The organism is Acinetobacter higginsii, from assembly GCF_000369525.1.
Taxonomy (GTDB): Bacteria; Pseudomonadota; Gammaproteobacteria; order Pseudomonadales; family Moraxellaceae; genus Acinetobacter; species Acinetobacter higginsii.
The window spans coordinates 551,017-569,438 of the sequence record NZ_KB850070.1 but is presented as its reverse complement, the minus strand read 5'-3'; the positions used below and the strand labels follow the sequence as shown (position 1 = coordinate 569,438).

17 protein-coding genes and 1 rRNA gene are annotated in these 18,422 nt (G+C 42.1%); 5 read left to right on the top strand and 13 right to left on the bottom strand.

What is annotated here, in order from left to right; genetic code table 11:
* Positions 1-159: 159 nt before the first annotated feature.
* Positions 160-274: ribosomal RNA gene (gene rrf, locus F902_RS03155) — 5S ribosomal RNA — on the top strand.
* 294 nt (positions 275-568) lie between these two features.
* Positions 569-1,291, top strand: a complete 723-nt coding sequence (locus F902_RS03150) for a hypothetical protein (protein ID WP_005200956.1) — start codon at positions 569-571, stop codon at positions 1,289-1,291.
* Between the two features lie 382 nt (positions 1,292-1,673).
* Here the strand turns inward: F902_RS03150 and F902_RS03145 are convergent, their stop codons facing one another.
* The 5 genes from F902_RS03145 to ribF form a co-directional block, all read right to left on the bottom strand.
* Entirely contained in the window at positions 1,674-2,216 is a 543-nt protein-coding gene (locus F902_RS03145) for an NADPH-dependent FMN reductase (RefSeq protein WP_005200955.1), read from the bottom strand.
* A 105-nt stretch (positions 2,217-2,321) separates the two neighbouring features.
* Positions 2,322-2,804: an FKBP-type peptidyl-prolyl cis-trans isomerase gene (locus F902_RS03140; protein WP_005154218.1), complete on the bottom strand. Its 483-nt coding sequence runs from the start codon at positions 2,802-2,804 to the stop codon at positions 2,322-2,324.
* Between the two features lies 1 nt (position 2,805).
* Complete coding sequence (gene lspA, locus F902_RS03135) at positions 2,806-3,348, bottom strand: signal peptidase II (RefSeq protein ID WP_005186355.1); 543 nt, start codon at positions 3,346-3,348, stop codon at positions 2,806-2,808.
* On the bottom strand, positions 3,341-6,178 hold the full coding sequence (ileS, locus tag F902_RS03130; protein ID WP_005200953.1) for an isoleucine--tRNA ligase: 2,838 nt from the start codon (positions 6,176-6,178) through the stop codon (positions 3,341-3,343). The genes lspA and ileS overlap by 8 nt, the downstream gene beginning before the upstream one ends.
* Before the next feature lie 88 nt (positions 6,179-6,266).
* A complete protein-coding gene (gene ribF / locus F902_RS03125; protein ID WP_005200952.1) occupies positions 6,267-7,268 on the bottom strand; it encodes a riboflavin biosynthesis protein RibF in 1,002 nt (333 codons plus the stop codon).
* A gap of 208 nt (positions 7,269-7,476) precedes the next feature.
* On the opposite strand from ribF, the gene F902_RS03120 reads away from it, so the two are divergent.
* From F902_RS03120 to F902_RS03110, 3 genes are all read left to right on the top strand, one after another.
* On the top strand, positions 7,477-8,610 hold the full coding sequence (locus F902_RS03120) for a TDT family transporter (RefSeq protein ID WP_005200950.1): 1,134 nt from the start codon (positions 7,477-7,479) through the stop codon (positions 8,608-8,610).
* 62 nt (positions 8,611-8,672) lie between these two features.
* Positions 8,673-9,239, top strand: coding sequence for a phosphorylase family protein (locus F902_RS03115; RefSeq protein ID WP_005200949.1), 567 nt, complete (start codon positions 8,673-8,675; stop codon positions 9,237-9,239).
* 166 nt (positions 9,240-9,405) lie between these two features.
* A complete protein-coding gene (locus tag F902_RS03110; protein WP_005200946.1) occupies positions 9,406-10,344 on the top strand; it encodes a bifunctional helix-turn-helix transcriptional regulator/GNAT family N-acetyltransferase in 939 nt (312 codons plus the stop codon).
* Between the two features lie 180 nt (positions 10,345-10,524).
* On the opposite strand, the gene F902_RS03105 is transcribed toward F902_RS03110, so the two are convergent.
* The 8 genes from F902_RS03105 to F902_RS03070 all read right to left on the bottom strand — a co-directional run bounded on the left by F902_RS03105 (position 10,525) and on the right by F902_RS03070 (position 18,362).
* Positions 10,525-11,136: a TetR/AcrR family transcriptional regulator gene (locus F902_RS03105; protein WP_005200942.1), complete on the bottom strand. Its 612-nt coding sequence runs from the start codon at positions 11,134-11,136 to the stop codon at positions 10,525-10,527.
* Between the two features lie 243 nt (positions 11,137-11,379).
* The gene (locus tag F902_RS03100; RefSeq protein WP_005200941.1) at positions 11,380-12,180 is read right to left on the bottom strand and encodes an ATP-binding cassette domain-containing protein; all 801 of its coding nucleotides are present in this window, start codon (positions 12,178-12,180) and stop codon (positions 11,380-11,382) included.
* A 13-nt stretch (positions 12,181-12,193) separates the two neighbouring features.
* Positions 12,194-12,997 carry an aliphatic sulfonate ABC transporter permease SsuC gene (gene ssuC / locus F902_RS03095; protein WP_005186375.1) on the bottom strand — a complete coding sequence of 268 codons (804 nt, stop codon included), beginning with the start codon at positions 12,995-12,997 and terminating at the stop codon, positions 12,194-12,196.
* On the bottom strand, positions 12,994-14,169 hold the full coding sequence (gene ssuD / locus F902_RS03090) for an FMNH2-dependent alkanesulfonate monooxygenase (RefSeq protein WP_005200940.1): 1,176 nt from the start codon (positions 14,167-14,169) through the stop codon (positions 12,994-12,996). The genes ssuC and ssuD overlap by 4 nt, the downstream gene beginning before the upstream one ends.
* 32 nt (positions 14,170-14,201) lie before the next feature.
* Positions 14,202-15,191, bottom strand: coding sequence for an aliphatic sulfonate ABC transporter substrate-binding protein (locus F902_RS03085; protein ID WP_005200939.1), 990 nt, complete (start codon positions 15,189-15,191; stop codon positions 14,202-14,204).
* Between the two features lie 12 nt (positions 15,192-15,203).
* Positions 15,204-16,196, bottom strand: a complete 993-nt coding sequence (locus F902_RS03080) for a sulfonate ABC transporter substrate-binding protein (RefSeq protein WP_005200938.1) — start codon at positions 16,194-16,196, stop codon at positions 15,204-15,206.
* Between the two features lie 317 nt (positions 16,197-16,513).
* Positions 16,514-17,866 (bottom strand): amino-acid N-acetyltransferase, encoded by a 1,353-nt coding sequence (gene argA / locus F902_RS03075; protein ID WP_004801753.1) that lies wholly within the window; start codon positions 17,864-17,866, stop codon positions 16,514-16,516.
* 112 nt (positions 17,867-17,978) lie between these two features.
* Entirely contained in the window at positions 17,979-18,362 is a 384-nt protein-coding gene (locus F902_RS03070) for an RcnB family protein (protein ID WP_004801755.1), read from the bottom strand.
* Positions 18,363-18,422 lie beyond the last annotated feature (60 nt).

The following is an 18,422-nucleotide window of genomic DNA, read 5'->3' as shown; positions in this document are numbered from 1 at the left end:
GTTGTTGTATTCAAGATAAATTCAATACATAACTTGATTTAGTGAATAAACTAGTTACAATACAGACCAATTATCTAATCCGTTAATAACTCTTTGGACCGTAAGTAAGGCATACGATGAATACATCGTGATTAAGACCCGAAAGCACCACAACAGTTTGCTGGCGACAATAGCAAGAGTGAACCACCTGATCCCTTCCCGAACTCAGAAGTGAAACCTCTTAGCGCTGATGGTAGTGTGGCACTTGCCATGTGAGAGTAAGTCATCGCCAGCTTTTAAATCTAGAACACCCCCAACCTAACGGCTGGGGGTGTTTTTTATTGGGCGGACGAAAAGTAAGAACAAAAAACATAATGTGTTAAAAATATTGGCCTGATTGGCTAACTTTTATGAGTGTTGAAAAGTTATTCTATTTATAACTAAAAGCATAAAGATAGGTATGAGATAAATCTAATGGTTAATATTGATGTAAATGAAAAGCTAATCTAATTTGGGGTTATATGGTAGTTAGATTTTATAACTTTAGTGAGTTTTTCGGAAAAAATTCTAATCTATAGGAAATTTACTCTTGAATAGTAGAGATGATTTTAATAAAGAATCAAAGAGAATATTACAGGAACGAGTTGGAAACCGTTGTTCTAATCCGGAATGTAGATGTCTGACGTCTGGACCAAACTCCAATGAGGAAAAGGCAACAAGAATTGGTGTAGCTGCTCATATTACTGGAGCTTCAGAAGGTGGTCCACGTTTTGATTCATTATTAACGAAAGACAAAAGGGCTCATATATCAAATGGTATCTGGCTTTGCCAAAACTGCGCAAAACTTATTGATAACGATGAGGAAGTTTACGCTGTAAGCTTATTATTAGAATGGAAGCAAGTATCGGAAGAAAACAGCCGCCGAGAGCTAGAAGGTAAATCACCAGTTGAATATCCTATAAAAGACGGTTGGATCTGTGGGCATTGCCGTTCTTTTGTTGAACATCAGCAAACCGTATGTAGAGTATGTCATGCGGATGTTGCATATTCAGCGACGAGACATGAACGAGCTGAGGCAGGAAAAATGGGTTTATTCGTTGGTGCTGCTTTGAGTGCTTTTATTTTTTTAGTCTTTCCTCAACTAGTTAACGATAAATTTGATTTAAGTATCTCTATCGGCTTAGGACTCGGTATATACGCAGTAGTTGTGTCTGGACTATTAAGCGCTCTAGGAATGTTTGCATGTATTGAGCTTGAAGAGAGAAAATATAGAGGTAAACCACCAAGGTTTTTCCGACAATCAAGTATATGAGCTAGCAAATGATGTTGGAGGATTTACGTTGTACAACAGTTTTACTAGGTGAAAGCTATCGTAGCACTTTCTTTGCTTGATCGCTAAGCAGCGGTTAGTATCCGTATTTACTATTCCAACCTTGCGGAGCATACCGAAATGATTACGTATTTAAAAAAGTCTTTAATCACTTATTAAAAAATAAACAAAAAGAAGCCCCATCATCCTGACGGGGCTTCTTCATATTCAGTTTATGTCGTTGATATCCTATTAACGACCACGTCCTGTGTGTTTTATTATTCTCAATGAGACTTCCTGTCTCTCTATGCTTTATATATTAGCGACCAAGTCGAAAGTGGAATAGACGTAAATCGACCTAATCAACGTACGCTTAGGCGTACAACTAAGCGATATGATACTTCTGTAGTTTACCAATCAACGCTGCTAAGCCTTTCACTTCAAACTCATTGGCGTCAAAGTTCTCGTCTTTATTGCGCTTAAAGATGTCGCGAATTTCAATCACAGCATTTGGATCAACAATACCTAAGCTTGAGGTTACTTGGCGAATTTGACTGATTGAACGTGAGCCATTGGTAGAACCATAGCCGATAAAGGCTGCAGGTTTGCCTTGCCATTCTTTACCCACATAATCCAAGGCATTCTTCAGTGCTGGACTATAGCCATGATTATATTCAGGGCTAATGAAGATAAATGCCTGTGCCTGCGCAATTTTATCTGCCCATTGCTGTTGTTTAGGCTGATCATAGATGCCTGTTGCTGGTGGATGAGAACCTGAAAATAGCGGTAAGTCCCATTCCTTAAGATCAACAACTTCGGTTTGAATATCTTTTAATGCGAGTTCAGTTGTCGCTTGTTGTACCCAATTTGCGACTTTGATCGCTGTACGACCTTCCCGAACACTACCAACAATAATATAAATGAGCATGTTTAAATTCCTGTGTTATTGCTTTGATTTTAAAAATGAATGCCTTTAAATGATCTTATACTTTTTTTAGGCGATAAAAAAAGCTCTCATTTGAGAGCTTTTTTGTTACATCAATTTGATGCCTTGCTGGCCTGCTGGGGTGACTTTGAAGATTTCCACTTCAAAAGTAATATTTTTGCCTGCCAGTGGATGATTAAAATCGATTTCTGTGGTGTCATCATTGACTGATTTTACCACACCAAACAGTGTCGCTTTGGCCTTGTCTTCAAACTCAATCATATGACCCACGATTGGGCGTTGTTCAAATTTAACCGTATCAAAGATTTGGATATTTTCGGCATTCCAAGGTCCAAAAGCATCTTCAGGTGGTAAATGTACAGTACGACGGTCGCCTGCACGTAAACCAAATAAAGCCTTTTCAAACCCAGGTAACAAGTTACCATCACCAATCACAAGACTGACTGGCTCTTCACGACCACGGGTATTGTCGATTTCAACACCATTTTCAACCGATACAGAAAAATGTAAGTCGACTTTTGAGCCTTCTTGAATACGGATTTCTTCGTTTGGTTGGATAATTTCGTTCATCTTATGCATCCGCATTTTGGTTGCGTTTCTTCTCTAAGAAGAAAGTATCAATCAGCAGCAAAATCGTGCCTAGGGTAATTGAGCTATCTGCAAGATTGAAGGCTGGAAAATGGCTGTTTTGATAGTAAACATGAATAAAGTCGACCACATATCCTAAGCTGACACGGTCAATCAGATTGCCAATTGCTCCACCAAGAATCAAGGCAATTGCCATCGGTAATACAATCATTTTCTTAGGCATACGCATCAGCCAGAAAACAAAAATTACCGAAACAAAACCTGCTAATGAGGTAAAGAAGTAGCGTTGCCAGCCACCTGCATCAGACAAAAAGCTGAATGCTGCGCCATAATTATGCAGCAGTGTCCAATTTAAAAAAGGCAGGACGGGAACAGGGTCCGCATAGTTTAAATGCGAACTTGCAATCCATTTGGTCCATTGATCCAACACAATGGCAAGGACTGAAAGTCCAAGCCAGAGTACGTTGTGCGGGTAAAATTGGAATAAGCCTTTTTTTGTTGGGCTTGTTTGCACAGAATTATGCATATTTTCTCACTTCGCCACTGCCAGTGACATTGATAATACAACGAGCGCATAAACCAGCATGACCAACGTGTGTATTTACATCAGGCAATACATGCCAGCAACGTACACACTTTTCACCATCTGCCGCCGAAACTTGCACACGCAGACCTTCGAGGTCTGTGCTTTCGCCTTGTTCAGCATAAGGGTGAACGATGACTTGAGAGGTAATCAAGACAAAACGTAATTCATCAGCCAATTGGTTTAACAATGTTTGTAATGCTTCATCTGCCCAAAGTTCAACTTTAGCAGATAGGTTACTACCGATGAGTTTAGCGTTACGTGCTGCTTCAATCTGTTTATTTACTGCTGATTTTACGCTAATCAATGTTTGCCAATCTGCTTCAGACAGTAAATTTGCTGTTGATGCAGTTGGGATGTCATACCATTCAGCGGTAAATACATATTTTCCAGTTTGTTCTGGAATCAATGGCCAAGCTTCTTGTGCGGTAAAGCTGAGGATAGGTGACATCCAGCGAACAAAAGCTTGCACGATATGATACAGCGCAGTTTGCGCAGAATGACGTGCCTGTGAATCTGCTTTGGTGGTGTACTGACGATCTTTGATGATGTCGAGGTAGAAACCACCCAAGTCATTAATACAGAAGCTTGTTAGCGCATTAGTGACGATATGGAAGTTCTTCTCTTCATAGGCTTGCTGAATGGTTTTTTGAACCTCAGCAGCGCGTTGCAAGATGTACTGGTCCAATGCAATCAACTGGTCGACTGGTAACGCATCTGTTGATGGTTTGAAGCCATTCAAGTTTGCCAACAAGAAACGTAAGGTATTACGAATACGACGATAACCATCTGATGCGCGGCTAAAGATTTCTTTACCAGCTGTCATTTCGTAACGATAGTCAGCAGATGCAATCCAGAAACGTAAGCCATCAGCACCCATATCTTTGATAATGTCTTGTGGGGTAATGATGTTGCCTAATGATTTAGACATCTTACGGCCTTTCTCATCAACCACGAAACCGTGGGTGAGTAGGCCTTTATATGGTGCACGCTCATTGATTGCGATCGAAGTTAACAATGACGATTGGAACCAGCCACGGTGTTGGTCAGAACCTTCAAGATATAAGTCTGCTGGATCTTGTAGATCATCACGTTCACGCAGCACAGCGTAGTGTGTAGTTCCAGAGTCAAACCAAACGTCTAAGGTATCGCGTACCGCATTATATTGTTCTGCATCAGCACCGATGAACTCGCTTGCTTCACGGTTATACCAACCATCGATACCTTCTTGCTCGATCAGTTTAGCCACTTCTTCGATCAATTCAGGTGTGCGTGGGTGCAATGCATTGGTATCTTTATGTACAAAGAATGGGATTGGTACACCCCAAGTACGTTGACGTGAGATGCACCAGTCTGGACGACCTTCAATCATCGACTGAATACGGCTTTGTCCCCAATCAGGCACAAACTCGATCTCATTTTCAATCGCATTCAAGGCATTTTGGCGCAGACCATTGGCATCCATGCTGATGAACCATTGTGGCGTCGCACGGAAGATAATTGGAGTTTTATGGCGCCAGCAGTGCGGATAGCTGTGTTTAATTGGCTGATGAGCCCATAGACGACCGACTGCACCCAATGCTTCAATGATTTGAGGATTGGCTTTATAGATGTGTTCACCTGCAAAAATTGGCGATGTTGGTAAATAAACACCATTACCACCGACAGGGTTTTCAACTTTTAATTGATACAACAAACCGACTTTATAATCGTCTACACCATGGCCAGGTGCAGTATGAACGGCACCTGTACCACTGGTTGCAATCACGTGCTCGCCTAAAATGACAGGGACTTGACGATCTGCCAACAGTGGATGTTGTAAAAGAAGGTTCTCAATTGCAGCGCCTTTGAAATCTGCGAGTACAACTGGATTTTCCAATTTGTAACGTTCGATTGCTGATTCAACCAAGTCTTTGGCAAGAATAAAGTTTTGCGTACCACGGTCAGTGGTCACCTGAACCAATTGATAGTCGATATCAGCGTGTAGCGCCACGGCTTGGTTGGCAGGCAAGGTCCATGGTGTAGTGGTCCAGATCACGATATCTGTTGCATCTTGAACATCAACATTCAAACGTGCGCTGAGCTCTTTAAGATCAACAACCGTGAAGCCAACATCAATCGCATCTGATTTTTTATCTTCGTATTCAACTTCAGCTTCAGCCAGTGATGAACCACAGTCCATACACCAGTTCACTGGTTTTAAACCCGGTTCGATATGACCTGCTTTGGCAATGGTGCCAAGCGCACGAACGATGTCCGCTTCTTGCTTGAAGTTCATGGTGAGGTATGGATTATCCCAATCACCAAACACGCCCATACGCACAAAGTCTTTCTTTTGTAGTTCGACTTGTGTGTAAGCATATTCGCGGCAAGCTTTACGGAAAGTAGAGGCATCAACTTTAACGCCCACTTTACCGACTTTTTCTTCGACTTTCAGTTCGATTGGCAGACCGTGACAGTCCCAACCTGGTACATACGGTGCATCGAAGCCATCTAAAACGCGGCTTTTAATAATGATGTCTTTTAAGACTTTATTGACTGCATGGCCTAAATGGATTTGACCATTGGCATATGGAGGGCCGTCATGCAGTACATATTTTTTCTTGCCAATACGCGCTTCACGAATCTGCTGATAAATGTTGTCGGCATACCACTCTTCTAACCATTTGGCTTCACGCACAGCCAAGTTTGCCTTCATGGCAAATTCAGTCGCTGGCAAATTGAGTGTGGCTTTATAATCCACTGCATTTTCAGGAGTTTGCTTATCGCTCATGCAAGTTTTCTTCCAGTTTGATCAGTTGGTAAACTGACATGTTTTACATTAGGATTTGTGAAATATTAACAAATCCTACTATTTAAATTTAAAAAGGAAATTCTGGTGTGCGTTTACGATAGTCTCGTAACTTTTGCACATCATCATCAATTCCAGCTTTGAGGGCTTCAAGCGAAGGGTAATTCAGTTCACCATGCAAATAGTGAAGAAAGGTTACCCGCATCAATAAGCCATACAGATTAGCAGAAACATCAGGGAAATGTACCTCTAATCGCCATTCTGGCTGGTCTTGTTTGATGGCTGGGCGTGTCCCCACATGACCTGCACCAAATAAACTGTCGGCTTGATAGCCAGAGATGCCATTAAGAGCAGGATCTGCATGTTTTATTTTTGCCGTAAGAGAGGCATCTTCACACACCACATCGACTGCATAAATCCCGTTTAAGCACGGTTTATGACGGTTTAATCGGACATTAATCGTTGGAAAATCAAGGGTGCGACCAATTTGATCGCCATACTGGACACGGCCAGTGATGCTATACGGGCGACCTAGTAATTTTGCAGCTAAAGCCAGATCACCTGCTTGTAGGACCTGACGAATACGGGTTGAACTGACACGTTCACCATTCAAGGCGATGGTATTTAAATTGGTCACATCAAAGCCATAGTTGCGTAGAAATTCGCTGTTGCCTTGACGATCTTTACCAAAATGGAAGTCATCGCCAAGAACGAGACTTTGTGCATTGAGTTTTAATTTGAGTAAATCTGCAAATTCAGTGGCATTTAAGCTTCTGAAATATTGATCGAACTTCGCGACCGCAATGTAATCAACACCCAGCTCAGTTAAATATTCTACTTTTTCACGTAATGAGCTAATGCGTGGCGGAGCATCATAACCTTTAAAAAATTCAAGCGGTTGTGGCTCAAAAATCATTACCAATGTTTTTAAGCCTTGCGCTTCAGCCAACGTTTTGAGTTGAGCAATCATCGCTTGATGGCCGAGATGGACACCATCAAAATTGCCGATCGTTACCGCAGTCGGAGGTAACTGAAAATCTGGCGATAATGCGTTGAGACGAAGCAACTTCATGGGCGTTAAATACAGTGATTTTTGCAAAGGCTATATATTGCCATATTCTCAGCGTTTCGTCTTGTTGTTGTGTTTTTACACAGAAAAATTTCAGGATTTAAAAGTTTTATATCAATAAAATTGATTCATTAAATAAAAATAAATCAATTTTTCTTATTTAATGATTGATTTAAAATAGCTGCATAGTCGCTTGATATTGAGTAAAGAGATGAAAAAGCCGTTTTATCAGCTAGAACAGAGCACCGATGTGATTCGCCATTTTACCCCGAACTGGTTTACTGCAACCATGGGAACAGGTGTGGTGGCGATGATTTTAGCACAGCTGCCTTTCGCTTCATCTGTCTTATTTATGCTTGCGACCAAATTATGGCAATTTAATATTTTGTTATTTAGCACTTTTAGTGTGCTTTATATCTTACGCTGGATTTTATTTCCGGCTGAAGCCAAGCAGATTTTTACTCACCCCAACATGAGCTTATTCCTCGGTGCGATTCCGATGGGTTTAGCGACGATTGCCAATGGTTTTCTCAGTTTTGGTACCCATTTATATGGCGATATTGCCATTCAGATTGCCACTTACCTTTGGTATATCGATGTTGTTCTTGCAGTAGTGATTGCGTGGGTGGTGCCATTCTGTATGTTTAGTTGCCAAGATCATCAATTACAACGGATGACGGCGGTATGGTTACTCCCGATCGTGGCCTGTGAAGTCGCTGCTAGCTCTGCGGGGCTGCTATTACAGCATTTAGCTGCCGATCAACATGCATTAACCATCTTGATCACAGGCTATGTGTTGTGGGGTATTTCTGTACTACCTGCTTTTGCGATCTTAACCATTTTGATGTTACGTTTAGCTTTACACCAGTTACCTGAAAAAGAAGTCGCGATTTCTAGCTGGTTATGTTTAGGGCCGATTGGAACAGGGGCATTAGCGTTATTATTACTGGGTGAGCAAGCACCACGTATTATGCAGGCGATGGGCTTTGAAGGCTTAGCGACATTACTTCCAGCCTTGGGTATTGTGGCAAGTTTGGTGCTATTAGGCTTTGGTTTATGGTGGTTTGGGATTGCGATTTTGACCACACTACGTCATATGCGCACTGGCATTCCATTTAACTTGGGTTGGTGGGGACTGACTTTCCCATTCGGTGTATTTATCTTGGCGATCTTCAACTTAGCGCATCAGTTACATATCGACTTCTTACAGTACGTGGCTGTGGTTTTAAGTCTGTTGTTGGTTGGCCTATGGGCATTGGTGATGAAGAAAACGTTGGCAGGGGCATATAGCGGTCAATTATTTTTCTCTCCCTGTTTGGTCGCCTTACAGCAGAAGATGCAATAATATCGAGGTGTGCTAAAGCACACCTTTTTTGTGTCTCTATTTTGATTTGAATGAGTCTTTTTATGAATGCTGATGTTGCTCTGATTATGGCTTTGCCGAATGAATCCAAAGGCTTGTTTGAACAAGCAGGCATTGACGTTCATTACAGTGGCATCGGCAAAATTAATGCAGCATTTAAAGCCTTTGAGGTGATTCAAAAGACGGGCTGCAAGACCCTGATCAATTTAGGCAGTGCGGGAAGTTCTCATTTTGATGCACATAGTTTGGTTGAAGTCATCACTTTCGTACAACGCGATATGGACGTATCGCCTTTAGGTTTTGCCGTGGGTGTGACGCCAATGGATGATGAGATTCCTGCGGAGATCCATACTCAGCCACATTTTGAGCTTTTACCCAAAGGGATCTGCGGCACAGGTGATTCTTTTGAAACAGGGATTCCTAAAGTCAGTTGTAACCTTGTCGATATGGAGGCCTATGCTTTAGCCAAAGTGTGTCAAAAGCTAGGGGTACGTTTGATTTCGGTCAAATATATTACAGATGGTGCGAATGACACAGCTCATTTGGATTGGGAAGAAAATCTGTTGCTGGGTGCACAAAAATTATTGGCGCTGTATCAAGCACATTTTTAAATGCAAAGGTTTAATGTTGCTGTATGCATGGATGAACTTGAATTGATTAATAATTTTTGAAATTAAAAAATATTATTTTTAAATCGTATAGTGAACATTATTTTAAACATTTGACTCACACCCTTAAATATAGTTGTATGATGCAACTATATTTAAGGGTGTAACTATGATAAATAAAAAATTGATTGAAGAAATTCGTAGATCTTCCCGAATTATGGTTCGTGAACTTGGCTTTATGAGTGCAACTCTCGCCGCTACAGAATATTCACCTTCAGCGGTTCATGCATTATTGGAGATTGAAAATAGTGGATCTATGACTGCTAACCAATTAGCACAAATACTAGGCTTAGAAAAATCTAGTGTAAGTCGAATGCTGGCTAAGTTAATTGATGCTGGCGAAATTAAAGAAATTCAAGCGGTGAATGATGGCCGGTCTAAGTCAATTCAATTAACAAATAAAGGGCGAAGTACGGCAAAAAAAATAAATGAATATGGTGAAATGAGGGTTATTCAAGCTATAGAAAATTTAGCACTATCTCAACAAAAACAAATAGCTCAAGGGCTCACATGTTATGCAGACGCGCTAGTTGCTTGCCGAAGTGATCCGATTACTGAGGTAAATAAAAATATTGAAATAGTATCTGGATATCGTGCAGGAATGATTGGTCGTATTGCAGAGATGCATGGCAATTACTATTCAAGAAACTATGGGTTTGGACATTTCTTTGAAGGTAAAGTTGCAACAGGTCTTGCTGAGTTTTCGGAACGACTACATGAAGAATGCAATAACATCTGGCTTGTAATTCAGAATGATCAGATTGTTGGTTCAGTAGCTATAGATGGGCAAGATTTAGGAAATAAACAGGCTCATCTGCGTTGGTTTATTCTAGATGATGGATGCCGAGGTAGTGGCATTGGAAAAAGGCTATTAGCAGAAGCGATAGCTTTTTGTGATCAAGAAGAATTCTCTGCTGTGCACTTATGGACATTCAGTGGTCTTGAAGCAGCTCGTAAACTTTATGAATTATTTGGATTTAAATTGACAAAGGAATGGGAAGGGAATCAGTGGGGGAAAACAATGTTAGAGCAACAATTTACCCGATAGATACTTTTGAAGATCTCATAAAACTAACATACTACGCCTTACATGAAATACTTTAAACCATTCTAAGGTTTAGCGCACAAGAGCAGCTTTTTCATCATGCATCGAATAGAAAAAAGCGACTAACAAAGTCGCTTTTTTATTGTATTTCAATCGCTAAAATTCAGGCTTTTAGAAGAAAATTTAACGTGGCAATACGCCGTACAACATCATATGTACGGTATGCTCAACCGTGCGTTGAAACATGCTACGGTTACGCAAAGTTTTGCCTGTGACCATTTCCATTTGCGTCGAAAAATCAGCGTAATTTTGGGTGATCGCCCAAATGTTGATAATCAACAATTCTGGATCAATCTCTGCCGACAATTTGCCTTGTTCTTGCCAAGTTTGAATCACCTTGGTTTTACGCTTAAATAGCTTTTTCAAAGGGCCTTTTAAGATCGGTAAAATATGCGGCGCACCTTGAATAATTTCGAGGGCAAATAAACGTGAGGCTTTAGGCTGATCTCGTGAGCTTTCAATTTTTTGAATCAGATAGTGAGTGAGTGCTTCAGTTGGCTCAAGCTCAGACTCTAAGGTTTGTAAGGGTGCAAGCCACTTTTGCAACACAGTGGTGAGCACTTCGACATAAAGAGATTCTTTATTTTCATAGTAATAGAAAATATTCGATTTATGCATATTCGCCAGTTGCGCAATCTCATCGAGGCTGGCACCACTAAACCCATAGACGGAAAAAACATCTAGGGCAGCATTCAGCAGTTGATTGCGCTTTTGTGTACTTTTCTTCTGTTCCATCTGCGAGCTTGATTCAAAAAATGTCATTGACATTGTAAGATAAATTGTCGGATTTGTGCACAATTGCGAAAATTTTTTATCGAAAAAAATATACTTTTTAGGCCAATGCAAACGATGTATTTGATAATTATTGAAATCTAAAAAAATGCATACATATTTTGTAAATAATTTTTTTCTGATCAGGGCAAAAGAGCGTTAAGTTTTTATTATTTTGGTCACATTTAAGTGCAAATGAATGCGGCTTTAGGTGGCTAAAACCGCATCGAGGACTTGTTGCTCAAGTTGAGCGAATGCAATACTTTTTTTGCGTGGTCGTGGTAGATTGACCTGAAAATTATGAGCGATATGCCCTTGATCCAAAAGAATAATCCGATCGGCAAGTTGCACCGCTTCGCTGACATCATGTGTAACCAAGATGGCGGTAAAACCTTGTTCTTTCCAAAGGCGCTCAATCAGGTTCTGCATTTCCAAACGGGTCAGTGCATCTAAGGCACCGAGTGGTTCATCTAATAGCAAAATACGGGGTGTATGGGAAAGCGCTCGTGCAAGCGCAGCGCGTTGGCGTTGTCCACCTGAGAGCTGAGCTGGCCATTGCGTGGCCTTGTCTTTTAGCCCGACTTTTTCTAGCAATGCTTCTGCAAGTTGATGCTGATTTTTAGGCAAACCCAATTGTACGTTTTGTATAATGCTTTTCCATGGTAACAGGCGTGGATCTTGGAACATGACACGAATATCGTGGTTGGTGATGCCTTCACGGAAATTGCGAGCGGATTGGAACTTGATTTCGCCATAACTGGCTTTTTCGAGTTGGGCAATCAAACGGAGCAGGGTGCTTTTACCACAGCCACTACGACCAACGATGGCAACAAACTCACCCGCTTGAATGTTCAGATCAAGGTCTTCAAGGACTTTGACGTCGCCATAAAATTTATATAACTGCTCAATCAGAATATGAGCGCCATTGTCTGGCGAGCTTACGGTTTCTGGTTCAGCAACGGGCTGAATCAGGTTGTTATCGTAGAAGTTTAAATTTAAGTTACTCATCGTTATGTCCTTATTATTTTTGATAACCTGCATGCCAGCGCAGTAGATAACGTTCCAACACTTGAGCCAATACATCTGCTAATTTTCCGAGTAGGGCGTATAGTAAAATCCCGACCAAGACGATATCTGTTTGTAAAAACTCTCGTGCATTCATGGTCATATAGCCAATTCCTGCTTGTGCAGAAATGGTTTCAGCCACGATGAGCAGTACCCAAACCAGACCTAAAGAGAAACGTAGTCCAACTAAAATCGAGGGCATGGCACCCGGTAAAATAATGTCTTTATAAAGTTGCCAACGATTGAGTCCGTAACTTTTTCCCATTTCGATCAGTTGAGGGTCAACCGAGCGGATACCGTGATAAGTGTTGATGTACATTGGGAAAAACACACCGACAGCCACTAAAAATAGCTTGGCAGTTTCATCAATCCCAAACCATAAAATCACCAGTGGAATCAGGGCTAGCGCAGGGATATTACGGATCATTTGTAAGGTGGTATCCAGTAAAGTCGATGCGATACGGGACGAACCATTCAATAGCCCCAAAACCAACCCTAAACCACCACCAATCAATAAGCCGAGTAAGGCACGACCAGCACTCACTTTGACATGCTGCCAAAGTTCACCACTGATCAGTAAGTGCCAGAAGGCACTTACAACAGCAGTTGGGGCAGGCAAGACCCGACTTTGCAACAAACCTGAACTAGAAGCTGCTTGCCAAATTAAAATCAGTAAAATTGGAAACAACCACGGCAGGAGGCCTTTGCCTATTTTTTGTGTTCCACGTGAAACATCATTCAAAAATGGTTTTGCACTCATGCGTCCTCCTTGATCAAGGTTTTTGCTTCCTTGGTCTCAGGGACATAGTTATTGGCAATGATTTCTCCGAAAGGCCCAGTTAAATGTGGTTGCGCCAGTTTTTCACGGGTTTTGAGTGGCAGTAAAGGGAACACCAGTTCGGCAAAACGAATTGACTCTTCCAAATGTGGGTAACCTGAGAAAATAAAGGTATCAATACCCAAGTCTGCATATTCTTGAATTCGTGCAGCAACGGTTTCTGGGTCACCCACTAGAGCGGTTCCCGCGCCACCACGGACTAAGCCGATGCCCGCCCATAGGTTCGGTGATACTTCAAGTTGATCTTTACGACCACCATGTAATGCAGCCATACGTTGCTGGCCCACTGAATCCATTTGTGCAAATTTTTTCTGTGCTGCGGCAATCGTTGCATCATCTAAGTATTGAATCAGTTCATCTGCAGCGGCCCAAGCCTGTTCATTGGTCTCACGCACAATCACGTGTAAGCGAATGCCATAATTCAGGGTACGGCCTTTGGCTGCGGCTTTGGCACGTAAATGCTCAATCTTTTCTTTTACGGCAGCAGGAGGTTCCCCCCAAGTCAAATAGGTATCAACTTGCTCAGCAGCAAGCTCGGTTGCAGCTTCCGATGAGCCACCGAACCAAAGTGGTGGATAAGGTTTTTGTACGGGTGGATAGAGCAGTTTGGCATCATCCACGCTGAGACGTTCGCCGTGAAAGCTAAACGGTTCACCCGTATGTGAGCGAGTGAGAATTTCGCGCCAGATTTTGACATATTCAGAGGCAGTTTGATAACGGGTACTGTGATCCTCATAGAGTCCATCACCTTTGAGTTCCTGTTCATCACCACCTGTGACAAGGTTGAGCAGAATACGGCCATTGGAGAGACGATCAAAAGTGGCTGCCATGCGTGCAGCAAGTGCTGGTGTGGTCAGCCCAGGACGCAGCGCGACTAAAAATTTGAGTTGTTTGGTGGCATCAATCAGACTGGCTGCGGTAATCCATGGGTCTTCACAAGAACGGCCAGTTGGAATCAGTACGCCTGCATAACCGAGATTATCCACCGCAACGGCAATCTGTTTCATATAAGCATGATCGACCTGACGAGCACCCTTGCTGGTGCCTAAATAACGACTGTCACCATGAGTGGGGATAAACCAGAAAATATTCATGTCGATGTTCCTTATGAAAATGAAAGGTATGTTTATTGGGCAGACCAGACACTGTGCTGAATATCAATCTGCACAGGAATCAGTTGCTCTTGTTTAAATAAATCGGCGATTTGTTGCTGACTTTTGATCACTTCAGGATTGAGCGCATATACCGGTGAAGGTTTTGGTCGTTTGTTAAGAACCTGTTGAGCGACAGGCGTACTGAGTCCGGTACTTTGTGCATAAATCTGTAGTGCTTGATCTTGATGTTTCACAATCCATTGATCTGCGCTGTTCACACTATGAATGAATTTCTGTGCTGAATCGGGATGCTTTTGAATGAAGTCAGGATTGCCGATATAAAAAGAATAGGTGGTTGGAAATGCTGAACCATCGACCAAGGTTTTGGTATGGCCCTGTAACTCAGCAGTCCCCAGATAGGGTTCCCAAATCGCCCAAGCATCTACAGCCTTTTTATCAAAGGCTGCACGAGCATCGGCAGGCGGTAACCAGATCGGTTGAATGTCTTGCCAAGATAGCCCTGCTTTTTGCAGGGTTTTGGCGAGTAGTTCGTGTGCACTTGAGCCTTTCTGTACCGCAACACGCTTACCTTTTAAATCTTGCAGCGTGTTGATCTTGTCGTCGGCATGCACCAATATGGCTTGGCCTGTTGGTGCAACGACTTCATAAGCGACATAGCTCAACGGTTTTGCTGCGGCTTGCGCAAAGATGGGTGGGGTATTGCCGACATAACCAAAATCGACTGCACCAACGGCAAGTGCTTCTAACATTTGCGGACCAGCTGGGAACTCACGCCATTCAATTTTTGCATTCGGGAATGCTTGCTCAAACAACTGTTGTTGTCTGGCCACCAATAAATTTAGCGATGATTTCTGGAAGCCAATGGATAGGGTTTTGACTGCTGTATCTTCAGTGCTGGAAGCTGTTTTTTCAGTATTTGGAGATTCGGTCTTTTGGCAGCCGCTGAGTGAAAATGCAGAAATCAGTAATCCCGAAACAGAAACTTTAGATAGCAATTTCATGGTGATCCTCAATTATTTAACGTCGTTCTTTAATACGGCATCTTGGATCACAAGCTGCTTCGGAATCAGTTTCTGCGCAAAGAAGGCATCAGCGACATATTGCTGCTCTGTTGCGACTTTGGCAGAGATGGGTTGAACCCCGAAGCCCATGCGCGAAATTGAGCTTTTTAAAACATCAAACTCGAGCCCTGTTGGTTTTTCCAGTAATTTGGCTGCATCATCTGGATGTGCTTTGACCCAATCCGTGGTTTGATTGAGTGTGGTGACTAAGGTCGTTAAAACCTGAGGGTGGCTTTCAGCAAATTGGCGGTCAGCCAAATAGAATTGATGATTACTGACCAAGTGTTCACCTGTGGCGATCACACGGGCATGTATTTGGTGTTCAGCTGCGGCGAAGAAAGGATCCCAAATCACCCAAGCATCTACTGCACCTTTTTCAAATGCTGCACGTGCATCTGATGGTGGCAGGTAAACTGGTTGAATATCGTTTAAGCTGAGATTGTTCGCTTCTAATAGTTTGAGTAAGAGGTAATGAACATTTGAGCCTTTATTCAGCGCAACGCGTTTACCTTTCAGATCTTGGATCGATTGAATTGGCGAATCTTTTTGTACAATTAACGCTTCTGCTGTTGGTGCCGGTGGTTGGTTGGCGACATACACCAAGTTTGGATTGGCTGCTTGAGCAAAGATTGGTGGTGCTTCGCCTGCCTCACCAAAGACCACACTGCCGACATTTAAACCTTCTAACAGTTGTGGGCCTGCAGGGAATTCAACCCATTTAACATTGACACCTTGAGCAGCAAGATTTTTTTCTAATTCACCTTTTGCTTTGAGAATCGGCAGGATGCCATACTTTTGAAAGCCGATATTTAATGTTGTGGTTTCTTGTTTTGTTGTCTCTTGCTGCTCTGGTTTTTTTGCACAACCTGCAACACTCATCAGGCTGGCAAGACTTGCTGCGATGATGCTATATGTTGCCCATGAACGATTGATTGAAATGGTCATGTTGATTGTGCTCCCCGACAAATCAAAAGATTTAAATAAGATGAGCAACTAAACTAAAACTTTTTTTATTGCATAAAAAATAAGTAATCGGGCTTTGCTTATGCTGAAAAGTGCAAAATAGAAAATTGCATAATCTTATCTATGGGTTGAATAAGTGCTGAATGCTTTAATTTAAATAAGGTATTGTTTTAATTGTATTATTTTTATTTTATCGGTTGGTGAATTTATTCTTCATACTCACTTAAGCAGAGATAATGATGAAGCGGAGATATCTTTATCAAAAATAAAAATATCTCCTTCAGTCTACGTTGCGATGACTACAATGCTTTTTTAAAGACGAGAGAATTACGTTGATAGTTATACAGTGCTTGGCGCGCATTGGGTAAATCATCTACGCTGGCAGGACTAAAGCCTTGCTCTAGGAACCAGTGAGCGGTTCTAGTGGTCAGAACAAACAGTCGCTGAATCCCTTGCTGTTTGGCTCTGCTTTCCAAGAATTGCAAAATTTGGCTACCACGATTGGATTTTCGATAGCTTGAATCCACTGCGACGCAAGCAATTTCAGCAGAACGAATTTCATCTGCTCCCGCCGGAATTGGGTACAGTGCTGCACAGGCTAAAATCATACCGTCACGTTCAATCACTGCAAAATGTTCAATTTCACTTTCAAGACGTTCGCGAGAGCGATAAACCAGAATCCCTTCCTGTTCCAGCGGACGCAGAAGATTAATCAAGCCACCGACATCGTGAATATTGGCAATACGCACTTCTTCATAGTGGGCATCGGTGATCAAGGTACCAATACCATCGCGAGTGAATAGTTCTTCAATCAGTGCGCCGTCATAAGCATATGAAATCAAATGTACGCGATGTACGCCAGATAAAGAGGCTTGTTGCGCTTGTTTGAGGTGTAAGGCAAATTCTGGATATTGCTGTTGGTTTTGTTGAATATAGGGTTCTAGCTGGCGCGGACTTAATTCACGTAATAACTGTTGCTGTTCATTCATCAAGCCTTGTTTTTCGCCTAAGAAGATCAGTTTATCTGCTTTTAAGGCTGTCGCTGTTTTGGTGGCGACGTCTTCAGCCAGTAAATTAAATACTTCACCTGTGGTTGAATAACCTGTTGGTCCAAGCAAAACAATATTGTGATTGTCTAAATGACGTTGAATGGCATCGGTATCAATTGAACGGACTTCACCTGTCAGTTGGAAATCAATGCCATCGCGAATCCCATACGGTTTGGCGGTGACAAAATTGCCAGAAACGACATCAATGCGAGCACCATACATTGGTGAATTTGCCAAACCCATGGAGAGAAGGGCTTCAATTTCGAGACGAATAGAACCCACCGCATTCATGACACCGCGTAAGGATTCGCGTGTGGTAATGCGACGGCTTTGATGGAAGGGGGTCTCGATATTGCGTTCAAGCAAATTTTGATTAATTTGCGGACGTGCGCCGTAAACCAAAATTAAACGAATGCCCAAAGAATGTAATAGGGCAATATCGTGGATAATATGTTGGAAATTTTCGTGTTGGACTGCTTCACCAGAGAACATCAAAACGAAAGTTTTATCACGGTGTGCATTGATATAAGGTGCGGAGTGACGAAACCAATGCACATAATCTTTTGTTGTACTATGTGAATTTTCAGTCATTTGCTTCGCCATGTTGATCTCAGATATGCAGCACTTGCTCTGATTCTAACGAAAAAAATCAAAAGATAAATCTATTCCTAAAGCAACGATTCAACTTTAATTCTGCTGAACCATGAAAAAGGGCTTAGAAGCCCATGATTCGGATAATACTGTTGTCATCTGAGTTGACTAAAATGTAGTCATTGTTGATCTTGTACCACTGTTCGTTACGACCTGGGCGCGGCAGATTACTGTCTTTATAGTCGACTTTATAACCGTTACCACGATAGTGCTGCGGCATGACATAGCCTTCCTGCCAACGATGCTGTTTTAAACGCTCGACACCACGCTCTTCACGCATGCGACGTTCACGTTGACGATTTTCACCATCTGGACGATCAAAGCCCCGACCATTTTGCCAGCCGCCACCACGCGAATCATCATCGCGATCATGTGGACCTGCAAAAGTCCCCAGACTACTGAACAGGGTTGTCGAACCTAAAACCAAGATAATGAAAAATTTTTTCATGATGCACCTTATGGACTTCGGATGTCTCTCATGTGAACTACTGTACGTTAAAAATGCAGA